We start from the raw sequence: 23,958 nt of genomic DNA, 5'->3' as shown, positions 1-23,958 counted from the left end.
AAACTCCTTCTCGGTATGAGACAGGGTGATGTATTTTTCCGGGAAAGAAAACAAATTTTCGTGGAATACTTGGCCCTTTGCAGAGGAGAGATGTCGTTAACGACTGATAAAATTCGTTCCATAGTCTCGTGAAGTACTTCGGCGAACTCCCGAAAAGTTTTGTAAGGAACAAGTCGCGAACTCGGATGTTGGCGATGAACTGCACAAGGAGGCTGTGGCCATGATGATGACAGACTGATGGGGAATTAATACATGGGAATGAGAGTTACAACCAATATTGCAGCACTCAATGCACAAAGGAATCTGGTGGGCGCGCAAAGAGTCGTTAACGACTCGATGGCTAAACTCGCCTCAGGAAGTCGAATCAACAAGGCAGCAGATGATGCTGCAGGTTTGGCAATTTCCGAGGGTTTGAAGGCGCAGATCCGTTCTGCGGCACAAGCACAGCGTAATGCCAACGATGGTATTTCTCTGATTCAAACGGCCGAAGGCGGTTTGAATGAAGTCGGAAACATCATTGTGCGCCTGCGTGAGTTGGGAATTCAGGCCGCTTCCGATACCGTGGGTGAAACTGAGCGGGGAATGCTTAACAAAGAAGTGCAGCAGTTGACCAGTGAGATGCAAAGAATTGCAAAGTCCACCACATGGGGAACCACAAAGCTTTTGGATGGCTCGGCCCCGAACTTTGATTTCCAGGTGGGGATTGGCAATGATCCGTTTGCTGATCGAATTTCTTTTGAGGCAGGCAAGCATGCTGCCACTTTGGATGCATTGGGACTGGACGGTTTGGATTTCTCGACAAAAAGAGGGAGCCCAAACGGCCTTGAAAAGACTGGACGATGCTCAGACAAATGTCAGCGGTACCCGCGCTTATCTGGGCGCTTTGCAGAATCGCCTGACGTCGACGGTAGACAACCTGGGGGTGACTCAGGAAAACCTGTCGGCAGCCAACAGTCGTATCCGTGATACCGACGTGGCAGCGGTTTCCAGTGAGATGGTTAGAAATAATATTTTATTGCAGGCAGGGACTTCGGTTCTGTCGCAAGCAAATCAGGCAAATCAATTGGCACTCAAGCTGATTGGCTAGTCGAAACTCCGTTAATGAAAAGGGGGATCTCATTTGAGATCCCCCCTTTTTTTATGCTGCTTTTTGTCCTTCGATCAATTCCCGTAAATTGGATATGAGATGGTCCACGGCCTCGGTCTTTTCGTTGAGCTCCTGAGCGATCTGGGATACCTGTTCAGAGGCTTTGGTGTTGTCTTGGGAAGTTGAATCCAAGCTCAGCAGGGCTCCGCTGACTTGTTGAATTCCCAAGCGTTGTTCTTCGCTGGTAGAGGCGATGTTTTGATTGTAGGCCGAAACCTGTTCAATGCTTTTTTGGATTGTTTTAAGCACGTTCTGACTTTGTTCGGCTTTGGAAACACCATTCTGGATGTAAGTGGCGCTTTCCGTGATCAGGTCAGAAATCTCTTTGGCAGAAACAGAGCTTCTTTGGGCCAGTGTCCGGACGGCTTCGGCAACGACAGCAAACCCCCGGCCTGCTTCGCCAGCTCGGGCGGCTTCGACTGCGGCATTCAGAGCCAGCAGATTTGTTTGGAAGGCAATGTCTTCAATGATGTTGATGATTTCCTGCATTTTTCGAGAGCTGGAATTAATCTCGTTCATGGATTGCATCAGCTGTTGAACTGCGCTGGAGCCGTGTTCAGCCGAGCTCATGGATTGTTCAGAGGCGACTTTGGCTTGCACAGCATTTTCATTGCTGATTTTGACGATTGATTCAATCTGAGTGATGGAAGCGGTGCTGGCTTCCAGCATAGAGGCAGCCTTGCTTGATCCATCATGAACCGTCAGGCTGGCTTCAGAAAGATGATTAGCTGCTCGGTGAACTTCGGTGGAGTTCAGAGTCAGTGCCTCGCAAATATTCTTAACTGTTTTTGCAATGGAAATAGAGGCCAGGAATGAGACGACACCAGCCAAAGCGATGGCAACAAGAGAGAAGATGCTGACCCAGGAGCGCGCATTGGCTTCGGCCGCCTGAGCGTTGTGAGTTGAACTGTCTGCATAGTTCACTTGATATTCCGTTTCCACCAGCAGAGGTTTGTAAATTCCGGCGGCTTTGATTTCGCAGACATCACGGATCATGGAAATGATCTGTGCCTCATTTGTTTTGAAGTCTTGTGCCAAAGTCAGGACTTCGCCTCCGAACTTTTTAAAGTCCTGCCAACTGTGCAGGAATTCTTGAAAGCTTTTGCGGTCTTTGGCTTGGCGATCAATTGTTGTGTACATTTCGATGTGTTTTTCGAAAGCACCAATCTGTGTTTTGGATTGTTCGATGTAATGATTGACGGCCTCTTGCGTGTTGCCGGCAAGCCCGATGCTGCGAACGTGAATGCGCAGCTCGCGGATCGTGGAACGCAAGTCAGCAAGTTCCTTGAGTGAGGGGAGGTTGTCTTTGGCTACAACATTATATTCAGCGCTGACTTTATGAAGGAAATAGAACCCGATGGCTCCACTGCTGGCGGAAAGCAAAGCCACAAAAAGACCCATTGATGTTAACTTTGTTTTTAGACTCCATGACTTTATCATCACATTCCCCTGGACATGTTAAAGTGGCTTAACACTCCATCGGGCAAATGAACGAGAGGCATTAGTCGTAGTTTGATAATATTCTGGTGTTCCCGTGGATCTCGAAACACTTTCTTGCTCAAAAATTATTTGGCCAGCTATTGATCGGAGCTATTGCGAAGTATTCTCGGGGAGAAGATGGGGGTGCAAATAACTTTTGTTCGAAAAAAAAGCCCGGACCTGCCGGGCTTTTGAAGATGCGAATGTCTCTTACAATTAGAAATTGAAAGAGTAAACCACGGACGTGAACGCCACGCTAGCATCGGAATCGCTGTCGAACCAGTTCCATGCTTCAAGGCGCTCAAGGCCCAAAGCTCCAGCTCCGTTTGGAAGTTTCAACTGACCGCCATAGCGGAAGCTTGGACCAACAACAGTCTTGTCATCTGCGCCATCCATTTTGATCATGGAAATACCAAAGCCTGGAGCTAGGTATGCAGTTGCATTCGTGGACTCAACAAGTCTCAACATGGAGTGAGCACCGAAAGTCAGAACTTGCGGAACAATGCCCTTCTTTTCAGTTTGCAGGAAGATGTATGCTCCCAACGCTCCCTGGTCGTTATCGAATTCCATACGGCCACCAATATTCAAAGCAGAGCTGGTCATGCCCAAATTGATGCTTGCTGTTTTCCCGGAATAAGAAGCTACATTTCTGGCTGCGAAGGACACTGAAGAGGACAAGAGGCACAAGGCCACGATTAACTTTTTCATGAAAGACTCCCTATAGTTTGTAGACCAAAGAAGTCTGTCAGGATTGGCTTTTTTGGCAAGATAAAACGCGCTTAGGCACACCTCAGAGAGAGGTGTATTTCTTGCCCCAATGCGTCGCATTCTTAGGATGTTTAAGTTTAGTCTCACTATTATCTTGAACGCGCAAGTGAACTTAACTAGCTTGGGTTTGCTCTTTTTTTGGGATATATCGATGCTCTTTAATTCATTTCAGTTCATTTTCGTGTTTTTGCCGATCGCCTTACTTGGGTACTATCTGATCGGGAATAAGAGATTTCAGCTTATTTTTCTTTTCTCAGCCAGTTTGTTTTTCTATGCATACTGGAGTCATACGCATGTATTTTTACTCTTATTCACTGTAGTTCTTGATTTCTATATTGGGCAGTTATTGTTCAAGTGCCAAGACGATAGAAAAAGAAAAGCGCTGCTGCTGACATCAGTTATAGCCAACCTCTCGGTTCTGGGCTTCTTCAAATACTATAACTTCTTTATCGGTTCGGTGAATGGGGCCTTGTCGTACTTTGGTTCGAACACCGGCTTGCCTCATCTTGATCTGGTTTTGCCGATTGGAATTTCGTTTTATACATTCCAATCAATGTCCTATGTGATCGATGTTTATCGACGTTCGGCAAGTTCCCACGGATCTTTGCTGGAGTTTTCCAGCTATGTGACGTTGTTCCCGCATCAGATATCTGGTCCGTTGGTAAGGCACAACACTATTGTTCCGCAATTGGAAAGCGCTAAGACCTATATTTTCAGTAACTCCAATTTTTGGAAGGGTATTTGCTTTTTTGTTTTCGGCTTGTCTAAGAAAATGCTCATTGCAGATCGCGTGGCTGAAGCGATTGATCCTATTATAGCGAATATTCCGGTGGCCTCTAATCTTGAGGCGTTCTTCGCGATGTTGGGGTACACGGTCCAGCTTTACTTTGATTTCAGCGGTTATTCTGACATGGCCGTGGGGCTTGGGCTGATGATGAACATTCAGTTCCCGGCCAATTTTAACTCGCCTTACAAGTCTCGCTCCATCACTGAGTTCTGAAAAAGATGGCACATCACTTTGTCGTCATGGCTTCGCGATTATCTCTATATCTCGTTGGGTGGTAATCGCAAGGGGACCTTGTTCACGTATAGAAATCTTTTGCTGACGATGGCCATCGGGGGCCTTTGGCATGGAGCCAATTGGACGTTCGTCGTCTGGGGAGTCATGCACGGGGGAGCTTTGGCCCTGGAAAGGCTTTGTAAGGACAGAAATATTGATCTTATCAAGTTCAGCCCTTTGAAGTGGGCCTTCACGTTCCTGTTCATTTCTGTGGCGTGGGTGTTCTTTAGAGCCAACTCGCTTCATGATGCATCCATGTGGCTGACAAAGGTGTTTTCCTGGCAGGGGTCCTACGATACCGGCATTACGCTTATGCCGATTAAGTATCGTGATAAGTTCTATGCCATCTGTCTGATCGGATTAGTAAGTTCTATGTGGGCAAAGAACACTTGGGAAATGAAGTTTAAACCTTCACTTTCGATGGCCGGTATTGTGGCTTTGTTGTTTGTGATTTGCCTGATGTATATGGGTGAGCAGTCACCATTCCTGTATTTCCAATTCTAGAGGCTGGCATGAGCGCAAAAAAGGCGATCTTTTCTTTCTTTGGTTTTTCGATGTTCTTCACGGTTTTTGTCATTGGCTTTACGCTGTGGCGAGATCCTTATTGTAACAACTGCTCTGAAATCGATGTTCATCGCTATTCAGTGAACTCTTATTATGAAGTAGCCCAAATACTTAAGGCCAATCCTGATGCGGAAGTGATTATCGTGGGCACTTCGCGGGGGCAGGGGTTTTCTCCCGAATGGCTTTCCAGAAAGTTGGGCAAAAAAGTTCTAAATTTGGCGGTTGCGGGCTCTAGTGCGGAGGCAAAAATTGCCTTCATTGAGCTGGCGAAGAAAATGATTCCTTTGAAGATGGTCATCTGGCAGGCCGACTATTATGAAATTCTGGGTGACAGTAAGGAATCAAAGCTTCACGCCATGAAACTGTACAGTCCCGCAGGTCAATTGGATTTTTCAAATCTAAAAAGCAAAATTTTACTGTCACTGGATCACAGCAACTTTGATGCGGCTATTGCTTTAGGCAATAAAAAGCTGACGAATGAATCCTTCCGTCTTGGTGTTGACAGCATCGTTTCTGAGAACTGCTTTAAGGATTCTTTTGCCGGGTCACTTTCCGAAGAAACTTTGAAAAAAGAAGTGCAGTTGATGTACTACAACTACACCAAGCAGGTTTTTATCCCGAAAGAAAGCCGCTGGAAGAAAGATTTGATGCTGCAGTATCTGTCGAAGGATATCGGGGTCGATTTCGTTGTGGCGTTTGTGCCGTACCATCCTGATTTCACCAAACAGCTTCAGCACGAATATCCGGAGATTATGCAAAGGCATCTGGACTGGATCAATGATTTGCAGAAAGCCACCGGAAAGGTGCAAAGCTATATCAACAGCATTGAGCAGGATGACGGCAGTCCCAAATACTGGAAAGATGGTACGCACTTTACCTGTTATGCCAGTTATCTAATCCTACAGGACATTGTTTCTAAGGCTGGGCTTATCCAGCCTTAGCCTTAGACGCGCTCCAGTCGGGCATATTTGACGACAAACTTTTTAACCGTATTGTCGGTGAACATGACGCTGACTTTGAAGTTCTCTCCAGCCCCTTCTGTCGCGTAAACAGTACCCACTCCAAAGGTGGGATGTCTGACACGCATCCCTTTTGAAAACGGTGCGCTACCTGAAGAACTATCACCATCGTAGTCCGGGAAGTCTTGAACATCATCATAGTTTTGGCTGCGAGCCTTGTTGCGCTCGTAACCACCATTTCCGGTATTACCCCATTTGCCAGCACCGCCGCCACCAAAGTCAGAGTCATAAGAGCTCGAGCCATAGCGAGACACAAAGCGAGGAGCTTCAGCCGAAGTCTTAAAGTCGATCAAATTTTGCGGAATCTCTTTGATAAAGCGAGATGGCGGATTGAATTGTTCCTGTCCCCACACTCGGCGCATTTTTGCGTAAGTCAGCCACAGCTTTTGACGGGCGCGGGTCATGCCGACGTAAGCCAGACGACGTTCTTCCTCGACATCTTCTTCGCTGTCGCTTTCCGCACTGCGCGCACTTGGGAATAGGTTTTCCTCAAGGCCGACGACAAAGACATACGGATATTCCAAACCTTTGGAGATATGTAAAGTCATCATCGTGACAGAGTTCTGTTCCTGATCCAAAGAATCAACGTCGTTCACCAGGGCCATCTCTTCCAGGAAGCTGGTTAGGGTGGATTCTTCGCCACGTTCTTTCGCGAATTGGGCGATGGCGTTGTCCAACTCTTCCAAGTTTTCGATACGCGCCTGAGCTTCCGGAGATTCATCTTTCTTTAGAGCGGCCAGATATTCGGTGCGATCCAAAACGATATGATAGAAGTCCACCAGCTTAAAGGCAGTGGCATTGGTTTGCAGGTCCGTCATCAGCTCCAGGAAGCGACGAATCTTGCCAGTGGTTCCGGCATTGAACAGGCGTTCATCGCAGGCTTTGAAGGCTGCTTCAAACATGCTCATATTTTTTTGAGCCGCATATTCTTCAATTTTTTCGATAGTGGTTTTGCCGATCCCACGAGCCGGGACATTGATGATTCGTTTCAATGCAATATCGTCAGCCGGATTGATGGACAGTTTCATATACGAAAGCATGTCCTTGATCTCCATACGTTCATAGAAGCGCACGCCGCCGACTAGGCGATACGGAATGCCCATCGTGCGAAGCTGTTCTTCCAGGACGCGAGACTGCGCATTGGTGCGATAGAAGATCGCATAGTCGTTATAAGACCCTTCGCCTTCGTTCATCATGGACTGAATGGTCTTGGCGACAAAGCGACCTTCTTCATATTCGTTTTTCTCTTCACGAACGTGAATCAAATCACCGGCCTCATTGGAGGTGAACAGAGTTTTATCTTTTCGTTGAGAGTTGTTCTTGATGACCGCGGTGGCACCATTGACGATGTTGGCGGAGGAACGATAGTTTTCCTCCAGCTTTACAACCTTGGCATCGCGGAAGTCCTTTTCAAAATCCAGGATGTTTTTGATATCCGCTCCACGCCAGCTGTAAATCGACTGATCCTCGTCACCGACCACACAAAGATTGCGGTGAGCAGACGCCAGCATCTGTACCAGCAGATATTGAATGTGGTTGGTATCCTGATACTCATCCACCATGATGTAGCGGAATTTTTTCTGATACATCTGCAAAACATCCGGATACATGCGGAACAGATCATAGGTCTTTAGCAGCAGATCATCGAAGTCCAGACTGTTGGCCTTCCTCATCTCGTTTTCATAGGCCTTGTAAACTTGCACGGTCTTTTGATCCATCAGGCGCTTGGAGGATTTCTCAAGACCGTCCGGAGAAAGCCCCATCATTTTTGCGCTGCTGATGCGGCTTTGAAAACTCTTGGCCGGATACATCTTGTCGTTGATATCCAGAGCCGTCATGACTTTCTTGATTTGGCTGAGCTGATCAGAAGAGTCATAGATCCCAAAGAAGGGTTTGTAGTCGAGCAAAGTGATGTGCTGGCGCAAAACGCGAACGCAGAAGCTGTGGAAGGTACTAACCCAAAGCTGCGTGTGAACCATGGCGCCCATGTCAGAAAGGATCTTGTAAATACGGTGTTCCATCTCTTTGGCGGCCTTATTGGTGAAGGTCACACAAAGGATCTCATCCGGGGCGGCAACGCCCTGGCCGATGATATTCGCCATACGATGAGTCAGCACTCTGGTTTTGCCAGAACCTGCTCCAGCTAGAATAAGCAAAGGGCCGTCCAGGGTCTCAACGGCATCCTTCTGGGCAGGGTTCAGATTTTTAGTAACAAAATCAAGTACATCCATGGCGGTTTCCTTCACCTGCGTTACGGGGACTGTCAAACTTGTAGTGAGACTGACAAAGTTTGTCTATCTCTAAGTTTTTATTGAGGTTTTGGAGTTTTTTCACTATAACTATAACGCAATAAGTCAAGTGGCGAGAGAGACCCTCCCGTTTATAGAGCTTAGAGAGGACTTTGTGAAGCGCGTTTTTAGCCGGATCACCGCAACAATTTTAGCTGTAGGGACTTTGAGTGCCTGCGCTCCTCAGTCTGAAACGGCCGAGGAAAAAGGCACGGTCCGTGTTCTGGCTCCACAGTCGGATTCAAAGTCCGGATATGCGTTAAAGACGGTGGATTTGCTGGGGATCAGCGATCTGCAGACGGTATCTGGAAAATTTGTGCGCTTTTTTATGAGTCCTCGCATTGTAAAAGGTAAGCTCACAGGTCGCCCGGCGGTCAGTCGTTTTATCAAAAATCAAGACGGTGAGTTTATTCCGGCGAATGAAATGACCCAGCAGTTGGTGGCGATCTATGCGCACACACAGAGACTGGCTCAATTGGATGATGAGTTGGGTGCTGGAGGAATCAATACATGGCCTCGCGATGTGGGTGTCGGTGTTCGCGTCAAGGGCGGACAAAACAACAACGCTTACTATGATGGCGATACGGACTCCATGCTGGTGGTGCCATACAATCAAGCGGGTCTGCCGATTGCCATTAACGGTGGAATTCTGGCGCACGAACACTTCCATTCCTTGTTCTATAAAGTTGTTTTAAAAAGCACGGAAGAGGCCAAGGTCACAGCTCATAATCTTGAGGATTTCCTTGAGTCGTCCCCCATCATCCATGAAGAGCTTTCGCAAAGAGGTCGTTTGAAACCTTCGGATATTGAAGGGGCGGAATTGGCAGAGGCCGCTTTGCAGAAGTACTATCGTCAGGCCATGCTTCGTGGTTTGAATGAAGGTTTGGCGGATTACTGGGGTTGGATGTACACCGGAAATCCGGACTTTATTGCGCAGTCTTTGCCGAAGGAAAAAATGAATCGTTCTTTGGATGTGGACGGGATTTTTGCAACCTATGAGCTGCCGAGCGAAGCGACGATCAAAAATAGCATTCAGGTTTTCTATAAAACCGGGGATGCCAAGAAGTTTGAAAGTTATGTGACTGGTTATGCCTATGTGATTGGGACGCAGTTTTCTCGCATGTTGAAAAGCTTCACCGAAGTTTCCGCCAAAGAGCGCAGTCTGGAATCTCTGGCGGCCCGCAAGGAAGTGGCGAAAGTTATTCTGCGCACGCTGAATGCTTTGAAGAATGACTTGGTTGAAAGCAAAGATGCTTACTATCGTGCAGAAAAGTACGTCTTAAGCTTTGCCAAGGAACTTCCAGAGATGAAACAGGCCGAGTGTGAATTCCTGGCGGGTGTGATCAATGCTTCCACCGACGAGGCGAACACGAGCTACTCCTGCAAAAAGAACGCAGACGGATTGATCCTTGAAGCCAATACAACGAACACTCAGGAAGTTATGTGATGAGACTTCTTGTTGTTTTTCTACTTCTGACAATGTCGTGGGGTGCTTGGGCTCAGGAATCCCGTATGAAGGTGAAAACTGAAGATACAGTTTCCTTGTTGGCGTTGTACCCCTTGGCCTATGAAATGCGCTACGAGCGGGGTAATTCTCAGGATCTTGAAAGTCGTCAGCCGATGAATTTTGGATTGGGCTATCACCGCAGTCGCTACAGCGTGCTCTTTGAATACAGTCACTTTTCTGATGAAAGCGGTAACAGTACCTCCTCCATTGAACGCAAGCATCAGGATTTGCTGATGTGGGGTCGTTACAATCTGGTCGCAGGAGCCGAAGAGCACATGCGCGGAATCGTGTATCTGGGCGCCGGTGTCGGTGGGTACGAAGAAGAAGTGGTCACGACCTTTATGGGTTCTTCCCGCAGCGACAAGACCGGAATGAAAGTGATGGGTGGTGCGGCGGCTGGGCTTGAGATGTTTATGACCGGTCGTTACGGTGGTGTGTCTGCGGCTTTGGAAGGCCGTGCTCTGGTGGGGGCAGACTTCGATCCCAACCCAATCTTTGGCGTTGTCCTGCGTCTGGGGCTGGTTCTGCCTTTGTAAAAAAAAAGCCCCGCTTGTCGCGAGGCTTTTTTAAGGAATTTAAAAGCGGTACTTCTAAAAACTATTCAGTGATCTTTTGCACAATCGCAGAGCCTACTTTGGCTTTGCTGACCAGCTCCGTGCGGTAAGCCTGAGCTTCTTTTTGTGTGGCAAACTGGCCAACACTCACGCGGAACCAAGTTTTACCTTTGATATTTGCTGGAACGTAGAAGGCGCTGTAGCCTTTGTTCTTAAGGTCAGAAGCCATTCTTTGAGCTTCGCCTTCGTCAGCATAAGAAGCCACTTGAACTGTGAACTTGCCAACTGCAAACTGAGCAACATCTTTAGGCAAAGAAGAAGGCAGGCGATCTTCTTTTGCAGCTACTTTCTTGTCAGTGGCTTCCAGGGAAGTTGGGGATTTGCCAGCCGCAACAGTTTTAGCAGCTTCAGACGGTTCGTGGTTCTGAGTCACTGGCGTCTTGTCAGACTTTACTGGAAGTGGTTTGTGTGGATCTTTGGGTTCTACTTTTGTTTCTGCTTTGCTTTCGGCTACTTCAGCGTGGTGACCTTCCTGTGCCGGAGCTGTGGTTTCGCCAGTAGTTACCGCAGTCGTTTCATCAGCAACGAATTCTTCAGCCAGCTTTGCGATTTCTTCGTCTGTCATTGCGCCCACTTTGCCCTCAGTTGCAGGTTCGTGAGATGGAACGGAAGCAACTTCACGTTCAGCGGCGTGGGAAGTTTTTTGAGGCTCCAGGGCAGATAGAGCGTGTTGGTTGTCACTATACTTTTTGCCGGCAAAAATACCGATAGAGAAAGACAACAAAGAGATAGAGAAAACTAATGTTAGTTTTACCACGACATCCATTTTAGAACCCATTTTTTCAATCCTCATAATTTTAAACCCGCTTGAATGCTTAAGTTTCGGGCCCTTCCTTTGGCCCTTCAAACATGTTAGCGTTAATCCTCTAAACTGGTCAATCATCCGAGAGTCCGGCTCAAAGGGAAAAGCATGGAAAATGGCGTAAAATCAATGGATTGGAAGCAGGTCTTAGGTCAAGCCATCAAGGCTGTCAGCCTGGGGCGCGAGGTGCTTCTCAATTATTTCGGTAACTTAGAGCACGTCGAGGAAAAATTCCAAGCCGGCCTTGTCAGTGAAGCCGATAAAGAATCAGAAAGAGTCATCGCAGAGCATCTTAAGAAAAATTTTCCGGAAATTGAATTTTTGGGCGAGGAAACCTTTGCTGCGTCTCACGGAACCGGGACCAACGTCGCGTGGAGCAAGGCCGGGCCAAACGGGCGCTGGATACTGGATCCACTGGATGGGACCACTAACTACATTCATCGCTTTCCGATTTTTTGCATCAGTCTGGGTTTGGAAATTGACGGTCAGATTCAGTTAGCCGTGATTGATGTGCCCATTTTAAAAGAGACCTACACCGCCATTCGCGGTCAGGGAGCGTTCGTCAACGGCCGCCCTTTGAGTGTCAGCAAAAATGCTGAACTAAAAAAAGGTCTGCTAGCGACAGGCTTTGTGTCTGAGCATGAACATGTGATTTCTGAACAGCTGCGTATCTTTGACGATATGGTCCGCAAGTGTCGGGGTGTACGTCGCCCTGGAGCTGCTGCTTATGATCTGGCACAGGTGGCACGTGGAGTGTTCGACGGTTATTGGGAACGCAACATTCAGCCGTGGGATGCGGCAGCTGGCATTTTACTTGTCGAAGAGGCGGGCGGTGTTGTGCAAACTTATCGTGGTGACAAGTATACGCCTTACAAAAACTCGATCGTGGCAGGAAATGCAGCGATGGTGGCCGAGATACAGAAAGTGCTGGTGCCTCGTTTGAGTGAAGGCACCAACTAAGAAGAAGCGAACTAGTTGGGATTTATGCCAACAACCAAGCGGCCATTTTGGGATTCATCCAGCAAAGAAGAGTGGTAGTGGAAAACGACACTGCCACCCTTCAGGTACGGAATCAGTTTGTCCGCCATGGAAAGCGACAAAGCAGGGCAGCCCCAGCTTAATCCGAGGCGACCAAAGGGCTCACCAGTTTTTGGATTTTTCATATTGATGAAGTCCTCGCCTACGTACCAAGCACCATGCACAACGATGTCGCGATTATAGGCCTGATCGTTGGATTTTTGCAGGCCATACATGCGCAGAGTCTTGCCGTAAGAACCTGTATAAATATCACCTGTCAGATAGAAGCCCAAAGATGTCTGGCGAGAATCCTTGGTGTTACTGAATTTGTAAGCGTAGTTGCCTTCACCGCTGCCGATGCCGTGGGAGGTGTAGTACTTTTGCACTTCGCCGGTGCGCATATTGATGAAGTAGAAACGACGCTGAGTGGACGGAGCAGAGTAATCAACGATGGCCACATACTGCGGGTTTTGCAGAGTGACTGTTTTGCTGCTGCGAATGCGTTTATTTTCTTCACAAGGGCGAACGCTGGCCGGGTCTTTCCCGTCACAGACATAGGTGTCCTGATTGAAGCTGCGGCCACGGTTTTCGTACATGAACTTGTTCAGACGGGAAAGAGCATCTGCAGGAACTCCGGCAGTGAGAATTTTTTTGTTGATGGCGTTTCCTGAGGATTGCGCCTGGGCGGCCAGGCCCATTGTGCAAATCAAGCCTCCCAAAAGCAGATTCATATATAGCTTCATAGGGTCTCCTACTAAATAGAAAACCGTTATAGTATGGCTTTGTCTGAATGGAAACTGTCAGGATTTTAGACAGGAATAAAACACAAAAAAATGCCGGAAATTCGCTCTATTGCAGTTGGTGTTCGCAAAGTTTTGAGGAGAGGGAGAACCCCTCTCCTGAGAGTGGGTTAGTGGCTGAGTTTGTTCTTGATGTCAGCAAGTTTGTCCCCGACCTTGTCGCCCCATTTTTCCATGAAGCCTTTGACCGTGGACTCATCAATGCCAACGGTGCTCATGACTTGGTGAACACGCTTGTTGGCTTCTTCTTTGGGAATGCCGGTTTTGGCGGATACCAGAGAAACAAGGTCATCGGGATTTTTCAGAGCCTTTTTGATTTCTTCATCTGTCAGATTAAGACCTGCAAACTTTTGTTTTAGGGCACTGGAGAAAGCCCCGAATTTGTTTTCTATTGATTGCTTGTCCATAGGTGCTCCTTCCTCGACCTCGGTCGGGATGTTCTAGTGAGACAGCTTGTCTTTAAGTTTGTCGATTTTTTCGTTCACTTTATCGGTGGCCTTGTCGGCACTTCCGGTAAACTTTCTATCGAGACCGGACATGAAGTCAGTAACCTGACGGGAGGCTTCTTCCTTGGAAAGGCCAATCTTTTGTTGAACCAAACCGCTGAGTGCTTCCAAATTTCCTTTTGTTTTCTGGATGTCATCATCAGTAAGAGCACCCCATTTTTTGCGGAGCTCGCCAGATATCTCTTTGATTTTTCCCTGGAAGATATCTTTATTCATAAGTACCTCCTTACATGGATTGAGCTATCTTTAGAAGGCTCCTGTTTGGTCAAATAGTCAAATTTCTGCGCCAAAACTTTGACTACTGTCATAGAATTACTACCCGGCAAACATTCACCACAGGGGCAAAAATTGCCTGAAATCAAATGTGTTGGACCGCAGTCTTCCTGACAGGACTTGGGTCCTGTTGGCATCTCTGTTGCTTTCAATCTTGATAGGACCACTGCGTGGTCTTTCATCATGGAGGATGAAGTGGCTGAAGAAAAAGCGGCAGCAGCGGAAGCGTCGTCAGCTCCGAGCGGGGGATCTGGACAAAAGCCTATACTACTTATTGCCTTGGCGGTCATTAATATGCTCGTCGTTGCCGGCGTGGGTTTCATGCTTTATTCAAATCGTAAAAAAGAGGCAGCAGAGCCTAAAATCGAACAAGTCATTAAAGGTGAAGCAGAAGCTCAACACAAAGAAGCTACTGAAGAAAAAGAAGTCATCGGCAAGGTGATTCCTTTGGAAACCTTTATCGTGAATCTGGCGGGCTCTAAAGGCCGTCAGGTGGCTAAAGTGAACATGGAGCTGGAAGTGACCGGCACCCATGTCATGGAAGAACTGGAAAAGCGCAAAGCCCAGATCCGCGATATCATTATTATTATCCTTTCAAGCAAGACCTATGCGGAAGTTTCCTCCCGCGAAGGTAAAGACAGCTTAAGAAGTGAAATCAAGGACACCATCAATTCTTTCCTGGTGCAGGGGAAGATTTCAAACGTGTTCTTCACAGAGTTTATCTATAACTAAGGCAGGACTATGAATCAGGTTCTTTCACAAAGTGAAGTGGATGCTCTGTTAGCGGCGGTCTCCGACGGGGATGTCGCCTCTTCAGAAACATCCAAGCCCGAGGCGCAGAATGTCGGCAAAGTGGATGAACGTAAGATTGTTTCTTACGATCTTACCAGTCAGGATCGTATTATTCGTGGCCGCCTTCCTCAATTGGAAGTTATCTACGAAAAATTCATGCGTGCCTTCCGCGTGTCCTTGTCCTCGGCTCTTCGCAAGATAGCTTCCATCACTTTGACTTCCACTGAATTTCTGAAATTTGGTGAGTTCATCAATACCCTGCCAATGCCAACGTGTATGAGCGTTCTGCGCTTTGGTAATCTGCGTGGTTCCGCATTGTTTGTTATAGAGAGTAAACTGGCGTACGCGCTCGTGGACAGCTTCTTTGGTGGGGCGGATCGTCCTTATACAAAAATTGATGGTAAAGACTTTACCCCGATTGAGCTTTCAATTGTCCAAAAGGTGGTGGGGCTAGCGATCAATGATATGGAAATGGCCTGGGCCTCCATTGAAAAGATCGGTTGTTCTTTTGTACGTACCGAGGTGAATCCACAGTTCGTCGGGATTGTGCCTCCGACCGACGTGGTTATTGCCTCTACTTTTGACGTTGAATTGGAAAATGCGACAGGAACGATTTCCATCGTTATTCCTTACGCCACGATTGAGCCGATCAAGCAAAAACTACAGACGGGTTTCCAGGTAGAAACCGATCAGACCGACAAAAAACTTTGGACGGCGATCATTCAGGAACAGCTTTTGGAAACAGATATGGAAATCAAAGTGAATCTGGGTGAAACCGAGATCAAATTGCGTGATCTGATGAATCTTAAAGTGGGCGATGTGATCCCGTTGGATCAGGATGCGTCCGGTGAATTCGACGTGGCTGTCGAAGGTATCAGAAAGTTTAAAGGTTATTACGGAATACATCATGGAACCGTGGCTGTCCAAGTGACCAGACCGGTGGAAAAGTAGGGGGATGAATGAGCGACGATACATTGGACAACCTGGCAGATCAGCTGGTGGCCGAAGCCGCGGGAATGGCTGAAGCTGGCAGTAAAAAAGTCTCCAGCGAAATGCCGACACACAAAGACAGAAATTTGAACCTGATCTTGGATATTCCTCTGAAGGTTTCCGTGGAGCTGGGTCGTACAAAAATGCCGGTCAGCGAGCTTTTGAATCTGACTCAAGGCTCTGTGATTGAGCTGAGCAAGTTGGCGGGCGAGCCGATGGAAGTGTATGTGAACGACAAGTTGATCGCACGCGGCGAGGCCGTGGTGGTGAACGAGAAGTTCGGTGTGCGTTTGACAGATATTATTTCTCCAGCTGAGCGCGTAGAACAACTCAGATAAGAGGTTTAAAATGCGTTGGTTGCTTTCTTTGATCTTTGTTGTGTCAGTTTCAGCCCAGGCTTCTGAGAAGAGCGCAGATGCTGCTGGTGCGGGAGCCGTCGTTTCCGCAGCGGTGGATTCTGAATCCCAAGAGTTGTCAGCAGCGGCAACGGCAGATCCCACAAACCTGTCTAAAGTTGATAATCGCAAAGAATCCGAGATTCTTTTGAATCTTGATAATAAGAAGACAGCCTCCAGCGAAGGCAGTGGTGTGTTCCGTATTCTGTTCACGTTGTCCTTATTGGGCATTGTGGGCACAGGAGCTTACTTCTTCCTGAAAAAGTACAAAGTCCCACGTGCGATGAAACATCAGACGCAGATCAAGGTTTTGCAACAGCATTACCTGGGTCCTAAGAAAAGTCTGGCTATTGTGCGTGTGGCGGGTGAATCCATCCTGATTGGCGTGACGGATCATAACATCTCCATGATCAAGTCTTTGTCCCTTTTGGATGATGAGGTTCCCGAGGAAGCTCCACAAAGCTTCGGAAAAGTTTTGGGCCAGTCCGCCAAAGACGCGGATTTTGAAGAGTCTGCGGAAGAGCAGGCACCGCGCAAGCGCAGTGCCAAGGACATGGATCTGGATGAAGAGTTCGCCATCAGTGGTATTAAGGACATTGTTTCCAAGCGCCTGAAAGGCATGAGGTCTCTTCAGTGATTAAGAATAAATGGACTCTTTGGAGTCTGCTTCTTTTACCTCTGATCTTCTTCGCAAGTTCGAGTGCGTCGGCTCAGGTGACTTTGCCAACAATGAATCTGGGTTTTAAAACCACAGACAATCCCAATGAAGTGGTCAATGCCGTGAAATTGATCATGATCATGACGGTGCTGACTTTGGCACCGGCGATTCTGATCATGATGACGGGCTTTACCCGCATTATCATCGTGTTGTCTTTCCTAAGACAGGCGATGGGGGTTCAGCAGATGCCACCGAATCAGCTTCTGGTGGGTCTGGCTTTGTTTTTGACTTTCTTTGTGATGCAGCCGGCGTTCAATGAAATGAACACCAATGGTATTCAGCCGTATATGGCCGGGAAGATCTCCCAGGATCAGGCGCTGGAAAACACCTTGGCTCCGCTGCGCAAGTTCATGTTCCATCAAACTCGTGATTCTGATTTGGCGTTGTTTCTGAAGCTTTCCAAAGTTGATAAACCGAAAACCCGTGCGGATGTTCCGACAATGGTTTTGGTTCCGGCTTTCGTGGTTTCTGAATTGAAAACGGCTTTCCAGATCGGTTTTATCATCTTCCTGCCATTCCTGGTGATCGACATCGTCGCAGCCAGCGTTTTGATGGCCATGGGTATGATGATGCTTCCGCCTGTAGTTATTTCGTTACCCTTTAAGATCATGCTCTTTGTCCTAGTGGATGGATGGGGTCTGCTCATCGGTTCCATGGTTAAGAGTTTCGGGTGAGGTGAAAAGTGACAGATGAATTAGTGATTCGACTGGGACAGGATGCGCTTCGTACAACAGCTATGCTGGCGGCGCCGCTTTTGATCAGCACGTTGGTTGTGGGTCTGGCCGTGAGTGTGTTCCAGGCTTTGACTCAGATCAATGAGGCGACTTTGACGTTCATTCCGAAAATGATCGTGGTGGCTGCGGTGTTTATTCTGGCGGGTCCGTGGATGATGGACGTGATGAGCACTTATACGATCAATCTTTTTGAAAATATTGCCGTGATGGTGAGGGAATAGAGTGCTGAACTGGAGTGCGTTGACAGAGGCTCAAATTCTTCTTTTTGCGCTGGTTCTTCTGCGCATGATCGCCTATGTCGTGTCCTCTTCGTTTTTTGGCTCTCCGCTGGTGAATGCGCCTATTAAGGTCCTGCTTTCGCTGGTTTTGGCCATGGTGATTTTTCCAGTCGTGAAGGTTGGAAACGTCGATTATTCCCTAATTTCCAGTGAAATCATCAGTTTGGCTGTGCGGGAGCTGATTGTTGGATTGACCCTGGGTTTTTTAACCCGACTGTTCTTCTTTGTGGTCAGTATGACAGGGGATTTGGTTTCCATGAGCGTGGGCTTGAGTGCGGCTCAGATTTATAACCCGATGATGGGTTCTCAAGGGGGCGTCGTCGAGCAATTCTATTCCGCTATGGCAACCCTGGTGTTCCTGGCGATCAATGGGCATCACATGCTTTTGACAGCCATTGCGCAAAGCTATGAGTTGATTCCTGTAAGTTCGTTGGCTTTGAATGTTGGACCCTTTGCAGAGATCGCAGTTTTCGGACAAGCGGTTCTGGTCATGGCAATCAAGATGTGTGCCCCGGTTCTGGTGGCCATTCTGATTGTCAATCTGGCGATGGGTATTCTGGGAAGAGCCGTGCCCCAGATCAACGTCCTGGTCACAAGTATGCCAGTGACGATTATGATGGGAATGACAGTGGTGTTTATCTGTCTTCCGCTATTGATAATGGAAATGAATGGAGTTGTTGAAATCACAGCTAGCAAACTGTTCGCTGTGATGAAACACTTATAGGGTAAGGCTTTTAAGTTCTAGGAAGGAACGAGATGGCTGAGGATAACGGCGAAAAGTCCGAAGAAGCAACGGACGCGAGACGGGAAGAGTTTCGCAAAAAAGGGAACGTTGCACATACAAAGGAGCTGGCGTCGGCAGTAATTTTACTTGCCGCGGCTGGTGGCGTGTATGCTTTGGGTCGCTTTTTCTTTCAGAACATCTACGAGATCTTCCAGCATTCCTTCGGGGATGACATGGTGAAGATGGTGCGCGAAGGAAATTTTGCGGAAGCTTTCAAATATTGCGGGATCAAAGCCATGATTCTTGTGGCGCCCGTTTTGCTGTTCACCGGTATTATCGGCGCGGCTTCGTCTATTGTTCAGATCGGTTTCCTTCAGGTTGAAGACGCTGTTTCCCCTAACTTTGAAAAAGTGAATCCGGCTGAAGGCTTTAAACGCATCTTCAGTCTTCGCGCCGTTGTAGAGGCTTTGAAATCCATTCTGAAAATGGCTACGGTGGGCGTGATTCTTTACTTCCTTCTGCGCAGTGAAGTGAATCAAGTTCCTTATATGCTGACTTATTCTATCGAGCAGATCATCGCGTACCTCGGGGTCGTGGTGGTAAAGCTGTTGGGTGGTGTCGGTGGCGTGATGCTGGTGATCGCCGGAGCGGACTACTTCTATCAGCGCTATGATCTTGAAAAGAAAATGATGATGACCAAACAAGAGGTCAAAGAAGAGCACAAGCAGCGCGAGGGTGATCCGATGATCAAATCTCGCATTCGCCGTATCCAACGGGAGATGGCGAGCAAGCGAATGATGTCGGAAATTCCCAAAGCGGATGTTGTTATTACCAACCCCACGCATATTGCCGTGGTTTTGAAGTATTCGGACAACCTTCCGGCGCCGCAGATTGTGGCGATGGGGGCGGATCATATTGCAGAAAAAATCAAAGAGATCGCGCGCGAGAATAACGTGCCTATCGTGGAAAACAAACCGTTGGCGCGTACGATCTTTAAGACAATGAAAATTGGACAAGTTATTCCTCGGGAGCTTTTCGTCGCTGTGGCCGAAGTGCTTTCGTACGTTTACCGTTTGCGTAGGAAGAGAAGATAATGGATCAATTGTTTCAGTTCTTAAAACGATTCGATAAGATCACGAAGAATACGGATCTTTTCATTGCCGTGGGCCTGTTGGCAGTCCTTGCGGTGATGATTATTCCTTTACCGCCAGTGATGCTGGACTTGACCCTGACCTTCTCGTTGGCAATCAGTATCCTGATCCTGTTGGTCAGTATTTATACTGACAGAGCTTTGGACTTCACATCCTTCCCGTCATTACTTCTGATGACGACCTTGTTCCGTCTGGCCCTGAACGTGGCAACAACCCGTTTGATTCTGACCCACGGACATGAAGGTGAACAAGCGGCCGGTCACGTGATCGCGTCCTTTGCGAACTTTGTTGTCGGTGGAAACTACGTTATCGGTTTTGTGATGTTCCTGATCCTGATGGTCATCAACTTTATGGTTATCACCAAGGGTTCTGGGCGCGTGGCGGAAGTGGCAGCTCGATTCACCTTGGATGCGATGCCTGGTAAGCAGATGTCCATCGATGCGGAGCTGAACTCTGGTCACATCACTGAAGCCGAGGCTCGCAAGCGCCGTAAACAGGTCGAAGGCGAAGCGGACTTCTATGGCGCGATGGATGGTGCCTCCAAATTCGTTCGCGGTGATGCCATTGCCGGTATCATCATCACGATGATCAATATCATCGGGGGTTTGGCGATCGGGGTCATTCAAAAAGGTCTTGATGTCGGAACTGCGGCGAAATACTACACGATGTTGACGATTGGTGACGGCTTGCTTTCCCAGATCCCGGCATTGGTGATCTCCACAGCGGCCGGTATCATCGTGACTCGTACTTCCAACTCTGACAAGGACGTGGGTCAGGAAGTCACTGGTCAGTTGTTCGTGAAACCTCGTGCGGTGATGATTTCCGGTGCAGTTCTAGTTCTGATGGGCCTGGTGCCGGGTCTTCCGACGATTCCGTTCCTGTTGATGGGCGGTGCATTGTGTGGGACGGCCTGGATCATTAAAAAAGCTCGTGCCGAACAGGCCGAAGTTGCGAAGAAGCAATCCGATGCGGCTCTGTCTGCCCCGAAAAAAGAAAATATCGAAACAATGCTTCCACTGGACATGGTCGAGCTGGAAGTGGGCTATGGACTTATCAATATTGTTGAGTCCGATCAGAGTGGTGATTTGCTGGAACGTATTGTCAGTATCCGCAAGCAGTTTGCGCTGGATCTGGGGATTCTGGTTCCAAGCATTCATATCCGCGACAACTTACAATTGGCGCCGGGCGAATACCGTCTGATGATCAAAGGCAATCGCGTCGGCGGGGGAACTCTTCGTCCGGAAGCATTGCTGGCGATGGATCCGGGCAATGTGGCGGAAAGAATCGAAGGTATTCCAACGAAGGAACCGGCGTTTGGCTTGGATGCCCTTTGGATCTCGCCTGCCCGTAAAGAAGACGCGGAGCTGGCTGGTTACACGGTGGTGGATCTGCCGACGGTTATGGCAACCCATCTTACTGAAATTATCCGTACCCATGCTCATGAGCTTCTGGGACGTCAGGAAGCGTCTGCGCTTATCGAGAACTTCAAGAGGTCTCATCCAAAAGTGGTGGAAGAGCTTGTTCCGGATCTTCTTCCATTGGGATCTGTGGTGCGTGTCCTTCAGAACCTGCTGAAGGAACAAGTGTCCATCCGTGATCTTCTGACGATCTTTGAAACTTTGGCGGACGATGCTCCTCGCACGAAAGACATTGAAGTGTTGACAGAGCAGGTTCGTCGTTCCCTGGCTCGGGGTATTACTGCGAAGTACACCACTGATATGGGGAATATCCCGGTTATGACGTTGCATCCGCATATTGAAGAGTTGATTGCAAACTCGTTGCTGCAAACAGAGCAAGGGGTGCAGTTGGTGATGGATCCAAGCACGGCGCATCGTTTGATTAACGAGATTGCGCGTACAGTGGAGAATCATCCGGAAGTGGCCAGTCAGCCGATTTTGCTGACCAGCCCGACCTCACGTCGTCATTTGTATAAATTAACTTCCCGTTTTATCCCGCAGTTGGTTGTGCTTTCGCACAATGAATTGTCGTCGGATGCGGATGTGAACTCTGTTGCACTCGTGGAGATGAGCCATGCAGGTTAAGAAATTTGAAGCACGTACCATGAAAGAAGCTTTGGAGATGGTAAAGACCCAGTTGGGTCCAGATGCCATCATCCTGTCGGCGCGCGACAATAATAAAAGCTTCGGTCTTGTCGGTGAGGGCAGCGTGGAGATTACAGCCGCCGTTTCCGAGGAGACACTGCAGAAAAAGAAGTTCGCAGAGTCCCGTTTGCGCGAGCAGGACAGAGCCAGATTCAATAATAGCTCTGCAAAACAGCAGAAAGAGCTGATTCAGAAGATGGTGGATAAACATGTGCAAAAGGCGGCTCCCGCCCAGGCTCAGCCCATCACACAAAGACGTTATATTGATATCGAAGACGAACATGAATTGAATCGTCAGAATCGTGTTTCTGAAGAGCGTGTTCGTACCGCAGCACAAAGGGCATTGAACGCCTTCCAGGAACAGGATGAAATTTTCTCTCGCGGTGAGAATACCGCGAAGAAAGCGGCGGTACCAGCAAAACCAGCACCTGCACCGGTGCGTCCGGCTCAACCAGGGGCTGAAAACCCGGAAGTTCTGGCTTTGAAAAGTGAAATTGCCAACCTGAAACAGGTTATCAGTCAGTTCCAGCAAATGCCTCAGACGTTCACGGGTTCCCACCCTGGTGCGGACTACGGCATCAACTATGATTTGAGTTTTGTGTACTCTAAATTAACAAGCGCGGGGATGGCTCCCGAGATCGCAGCCGAGCTTCTGACACAGGCACAGGAAACTTTGCCAGCCTTGAAGCTGAAAAATCGCTCTTTGGTGGAAGCTTGGGTGGCTCGCCATGTGCTGGATGCCACTAAAATTGCCACCAACCCAAGTCAGGGCAAGATCCACTGCTTTGTCGGTCCGGCGGGCAGCGGTAAAACTTCTGCACTGATTAAAATGGCCAGCCACATGGTTGTCCGTGAGCGCAAGAAGATTGCTTTGTTTACGACAGACACGTTCAAAGTGGGCGCCGCAGATCAGATGAAGATCTATGCGCAGATTCTGAATGTTCCATTCTCTGTGATTCGTACGCAGCAGGATTGGACAAATCTGATGCGCTATCTGGCGAATGTGGATTGTGTTCTGGTCGATTACACTGGTTTGAGCTTGAAGAGCAATGACGAGATTCAGATGCTGAAGAGTCTTCTGCCGCCAGCGGCTTTGAACCCGAACATTCACCTGACTTTGTCGACAAATGCAAAGGATGGGGACTGTACTGAGTTGGGCCGTCGTTACTCTGTCCTGGGTTACAAGGATGTGATTTTCACATCCTTGGATGAATCCACTCAGCATGGAACAATTTACAACTTTATGAAACGCTTTGATGTGCCATTGCACTCTTTCGGTATCGGGCCTCGTGTTCCAGAAGACTTCGAGTTTGCGACCAAAGAGCGTTTGTTGGATTTGATCTTCCGTATCACGCAACTTAAACAACAGGATTCTGAAGCTGTATGAATAAAATGAATTCTTTCAATATGCAGCGGACTCGCACGATCAGTGTCACCTCCGGTAAAGGTGGGGTGGGTAAAACCACTTTGGTTGCGAATATGGCACTGACCCTGGCGCAAAAGGGTAAGAAGGTTCTTATTCTGGATGGGGATCTGGGAATGGCCAACGTGGATATTCTGTTTGGCGTTCGTCCCACCGGAAATCTTCATGACATTATCGCCGGTCGCAAAGAGATGCGCGATATCCTGATGGAAGTGTCCAAGGATGTCTTCTTGATTCCAGGGGGCAGTGGCATTGTGGAGTTCAATCACCTGAATCACTTCGAAAGAAGAGCGATGGTGGAAGCGATCAGTGCTTTGCCGTTGGGTTTTGATTATCTTTTAATCGATACCGCTCCTGGTATCGCCGAAAATGTTTTGTTCCTGAATTCGGCTGCGCAAACCGTGTCCGTAGTGATCACTCCGGACCCTGCCAGCTTTGCTGATGCCTATGCGTTGATCAAAGTTCTGCACAAGCAGTACAAGGTCAATCATTTCTCCATCATCTGCAATCAAGTGCGTGATGAGCAAGAGGGCCTGGGTCTGTATCAGCGCTTCAATGATGTCGTAAACAAATTCCTCTACATAGGTCTGGATTATTGGGGATCGGTTCCCAATGATGTGGTTCTGCGTAAGGCAAATCAAATGCAGCGTCTCATTGTGAGACATGAAATCGGTGCCGAGTCGTCAAAGGCGATTCGTCAAATTTGTTATCAGGTTGAACAGTCCTGCAAACAGATTGAGAGCGCCGGTGGCATGCAGATGTTCTGGGACCAGGTCGTAGGAAGTGCGTAGGTCCGAGTTTCCAGTT

23 protein-coding genes and 2 pseudogenes are annotated in these 23,958 nt (G+C 48.2%); 18 read left to right on the top strand and 7 right to left on the bottom strand.

The features are described 5' to 3' along the window. Window positions 1-252 precede the first annotated feature (252 nt). Window positions 253-1,087: pseudogene (locus ACES2G_RS15495) on the top strand (flagellin). 51 nt (window positions 1,088-1,138) lie between these two features. On the opposite strand, the gene ACES2G_RS15490 reads toward ACES2G_RS15495, so the two are convergent. Both ACES2G_RS15490 and ACES2G_RS15485 read right to left on the bottom strand, forming a co-directional pair. Beyond that, on the bottom strand, window positions 1,139-2,587 hold the full coding sequence (locus tag ACES2G_RS15490; protein ID WP_347357628.1) for a methyl-accepting chemotaxis protein: 1,449 nt from the start codon (window positions 2,585-2,587) through the stop codon (window positions 1,139-1,141). Between the two features lie 255 nt (window positions 2,588-2,842). Further along, a complete protein-coding gene (locus ACES2G_RS15485) occupies window positions 2,843-3,334 on the bottom strand; it encodes a hypothetical protein (RefSeq protein WP_374000689.1) in 492 nt (163 codons plus the stop codon). Between the two features lie 406 nt (window positions 3,335-3,740). On the opposite strand from ACES2G_RS15485, the gene ACES2G_RS15480 reads away from it, so the two are divergent. The 3 genes from ACES2G_RS15480 to ACES2G_RS15470 are packed head-to-tail and all read left to right on the top strand — an operon-like array spanning window position 3,741 to window position 5,959. After that, the gene (locus ACES2G_RS15480; RefSeq protein ID WP_374000688.1) at window positions 3,741-4,394 is read left to right on the top strand and encodes an MBOAT family protein; all 654 of its coding nucleotides are present in this window, start codon (window positions 3,741-3,743) and stop codon (window positions 4,392-4,394) included. Between the two features lie 18 nt (window positions 4,395-4,412). Beyond that, window positions 4,413-4,958: an MBOAT family O-acyltransferase gene (locus tag ACES2G_RS15475; protein ID WP_374000687.1), complete on the top strand. Its 546-nt coding sequence runs from the start codon at window positions 4,413-4,415 to the stop codon at window positions 4,956-4,958. 8 nt (window positions 4,959-4,966) lie between these two features. Then, window positions 4,967-5,959, top strand: a complete 993-nt coding sequence (locus ACES2G_RS15470) for a hypothetical protein (protein ID WP_374000686.1) — start codon at window positions 4,967-4,969, stop codon at window positions 5,957-5,959. A gap of 2 nt (window positions 5,960-5,961) precedes the next feature. On the opposite strand, the gene ACES2G_RS15465 is transcribed toward ACES2G_RS15470, so the two are convergent. Then, a complete protein-coding gene (locus tag ACES2G_RS15465; protein ID WP_374000685.1) occupies window positions 5,962-8,268 on the bottom strand; it encodes an ATP-dependent helicase in 2,307 nt (768 codons plus the stop codon). A gap of 172 nt (window positions 8,269-8,440) precedes the next feature. On the opposite strand from ACES2G_RS15465, the gene ACES2G_RS15460 reads away from it, so the two are divergent. Both ACES2G_RS15460 and ACES2G_RS15455 read left to right on the top strand, forming a co-directional pair. Then, window positions 8,441-9,772, top strand: coding sequence for a hypothetical protein (locus ACES2G_RS15460; protein WP_374000684.1), 1,332 nt, complete (start codon window positions 8,441-8,443; stop codon window positions 9,770-9,772). Next, window positions 9,772-10,368, top strand: a complete 597-nt coding sequence (locus tag ACES2G_RS15455) for a hypothetical protein (protein ID WP_374000683.1) — start codon at window positions 9,772-9,774, stop codon at window positions 10,366-10,368. The genes ACES2G_RS15460 and ACES2G_RS15455 overlap by 1 nt, the downstream gene beginning before the upstream one ends. A gap of 61 nt (window positions 10,369-10,429) precedes the next feature. Here ACES2G_RS15455 and ACES2G_RS15450 read toward each other — a convergent pair whose 3' ends face one another. After that, entirely contained in the window at window positions 10,430-11,224 is a 795-nt protein-coding gene (locus tag ACES2G_RS15450) for an SPOR domain-containing protein (RefSeq protein ID WP_374000682.1), read from the bottom strand. 132 nt (window positions 11,225-11,356) lie between these two features. On the opposite strand from ACES2G_RS15450, the gene ACES2G_RS15445 reads away from it, so the two are divergent. Next, window positions 11,357-12,208, top strand: a complete 852-nt coding sequence (locus ACES2G_RS15445) for an inositol monophosphatase family protein (protein WP_374000681.1) — start codon at window positions 11,357-11,359, stop codon at window positions 12,206-12,208. 11 nt (window positions 12,209-12,219) lie between these two features. Here ACES2G_RS15445 and ACES2G_RS15440 read toward each other — a convergent pair whose 3' ends face one another. The 3 genes from ACES2G_RS15440 to ACES2G_RS15430 form a co-directional block, all read right to left on the bottom strand. Then, the gene (locus tag ACES2G_RS15440) at window positions 12,220-13,008 is read right to left on the bottom strand and encodes a murein L,D-transpeptidase catalytic domain family protein (RefSeq protein ID WP_374000680.1); all 789 of its coding nucleotides are present in this window, start codon (window positions 13,006-13,008) and stop codon (window positions 12,220-12,222) included. A 167-nt stretch (window positions 13,009-13,175) separates the two neighbouring features. Next, complete coding sequence (locus tag ACES2G_RS15435) at window positions 13,176-13,472, bottom strand: hypothetical protein (protein ID WP_347358209.1); 297 nt, start codon at window positions 13,470-13,472, stop codon at window positions 13,176-13,178. A gap of 33 nt (window positions 13,473-13,505) precedes the next feature. Then, on the bottom strand, window positions 13,506-13,787 hold the full coding sequence (locus ACES2G_RS15430) for a CsbD family protein (RefSeq protein WP_347358208.1): 282 nt from the start codon (window positions 13,785-13,787) through the stop codon (window positions 13,506-13,508). A gap of 252 nt (window positions 13,788-14,039) precedes the next feature. Here ACES2G_RS15430 and fliL point away from each other — a divergent pair, with 252 nt between their 5' ends. The 11 genes and pseudogenes from fliL to ACES2G_RS15375 all read left to right on the top strand — a co-directional run bounded on the left by fliL (window position 14,040) and on the right by ACES2G_RS15375 (window position 23,942). Then, the gene (gene fliL, locus ACES2G_RS15425; RefSeq protein WP_374000679.1) at window positions 14,040-14,576 is read left to right on the top strand and encodes a flagellar basal body-associated protein FliL; all 537 of its coding nucleotides are present in this window, start codon (window positions 14,040-14,042) and stop codon (window positions 14,574-14,576) included. Window positions 14,577-14,585: 9 nt separating this feature from the next. Next, the gene (gene fliM / locus ACES2G_RS15420) at window positions 14,586-15,587 is read left to right on the top strand and encodes a flagellar motor switch protein FliM (RefSeq protein ID WP_347358206.1); all 1,002 of its coding nucleotides are present in this window, start codon (window positions 14,586-14,588) and stop codon (window positions 15,585-15,587) included. Window positions 15,588-15,712: 125 nt separating this feature from the next. After that, window positions 15,713-15,964 (top strand): annotated as a pseudogene (fliN, locus tag ACES2G_RS15415) (flagellar motor switch protein FliN); the annotation flags it as partial. Between the two features lie 10 nt (window positions 15,965-15,974). Next, window positions 15,975-16,658, top strand: a complete 684-nt coding sequence (fliO, locus tag ACES2G_RS15410; RefSeq protein WP_374000677.1) for a flagellar biosynthetic protein FliO — start codon at window positions 15,975-15,977, stop codon at window positions 16,656-16,658. Continuing rightward, window positions 16,655-17,413 carry a flagellar type III secretion system pore protein FliP gene (fliP, locus tag ACES2G_RS15405; protein WP_347358204.1) on the top strand — a complete coding sequence of 253 codons (759 nt, stop codon included), beginning with the start codon at window positions 16,655-16,657 and terminating at the stop codon, window positions 17,411-17,413. The genes fliO and fliP overlap by 4 nt, the downstream gene beginning before the upstream one ends. An 8-nt stretch (window positions 17,414-17,421) precedes the next feature. Continuing rightward, on the top strand, window positions 17,422-17,694 hold the full coding sequence (gene fliQ, locus ACES2G_RS15400) for a flagellar biosynthesis protein FliQ (RefSeq protein WP_347358203.1): 273 nt from the start codon (window positions 17,422-17,424) through the stop codon (window positions 17,692-17,694). A 1-nt stretch (window position 17,695) separates the two neighbouring features. Beyond that, the gene (gene fliR, locus ACES2G_RS15395) at window positions 17,696-18,475 is read left to right on the top strand and encodes a flagellar biosynthetic protein FliR (RefSeq protein ID WP_374000676.1); all 780 of its coding nucleotides are present in this window, start codon (window positions 17,696-17,698) and stop codon (window positions 18,473-18,475) included. Window positions 18,476-18,507: 32 nt separating this feature from the next. Continuing rightward, the gene (gene flhB / locus ACES2G_RS15390; protein ID WP_374000675.1) at window positions 18,508-19,569 is read left to right on the top strand and encodes a flagellar biosynthesis protein FlhB; all 1,062 of its coding nucleotides are present in this window, start codon (window positions 18,508-18,510) and stop codon (window positions 19,567-19,569) included. Then, window positions 19,569-21,668, top strand: coding sequence for a flagellar biosynthesis protein FlhA (flhA, locus tag ACES2G_RS15385; protein WP_374000674.1), 2,100 nt, complete (start codon window positions 19,569-19,571; stop codon window positions 21,666-21,668). Before flhB ends, flhA begins: the two co-directional genes overlap by 1 nt. Continuing rightward, window positions 21,658-23,115 (top strand): flagellar biosynthesis protein FlhF, encoded by a 1,458-nt coding sequence (gene flhF / locus ACES2G_RS15380; protein ID WP_374000673.1) that lies wholly within the window; start codon window positions 21,658-21,660, stop codon window positions 23,113-23,115. The genes flhA and flhF overlap by 11 nt, the downstream gene beginning before the upstream one ends. Beyond that, on the top strand, window positions 23,112-23,942 hold the full coding sequence (locus ACES2G_RS15375) for a MinD/ParA family protein (protein WP_347358198.1): 831 nt from the start codon (window positions 23,112-23,114) through the stop codon (window positions 23,940-23,942). The genes flhF and ACES2G_RS15375 overlap by 4 nt, the downstream gene beginning before the upstream one ends. Window positions 23,943-23,958 lie beyond the last annotated feature (16 nt).

The sequence above is a fragment of the Bdellovibrio bacteriovorus genome, assembly GCF_041888015.1.
Lineage (GTDB): Bacteria > Bdellovibrionota > Bdellovibrionia > Bdellovibrionales > Bdellovibrionaceae > Bdellovibrio.
This window is presented reverse-complemented; position numbering and strand designations above follow the sequence as displayed.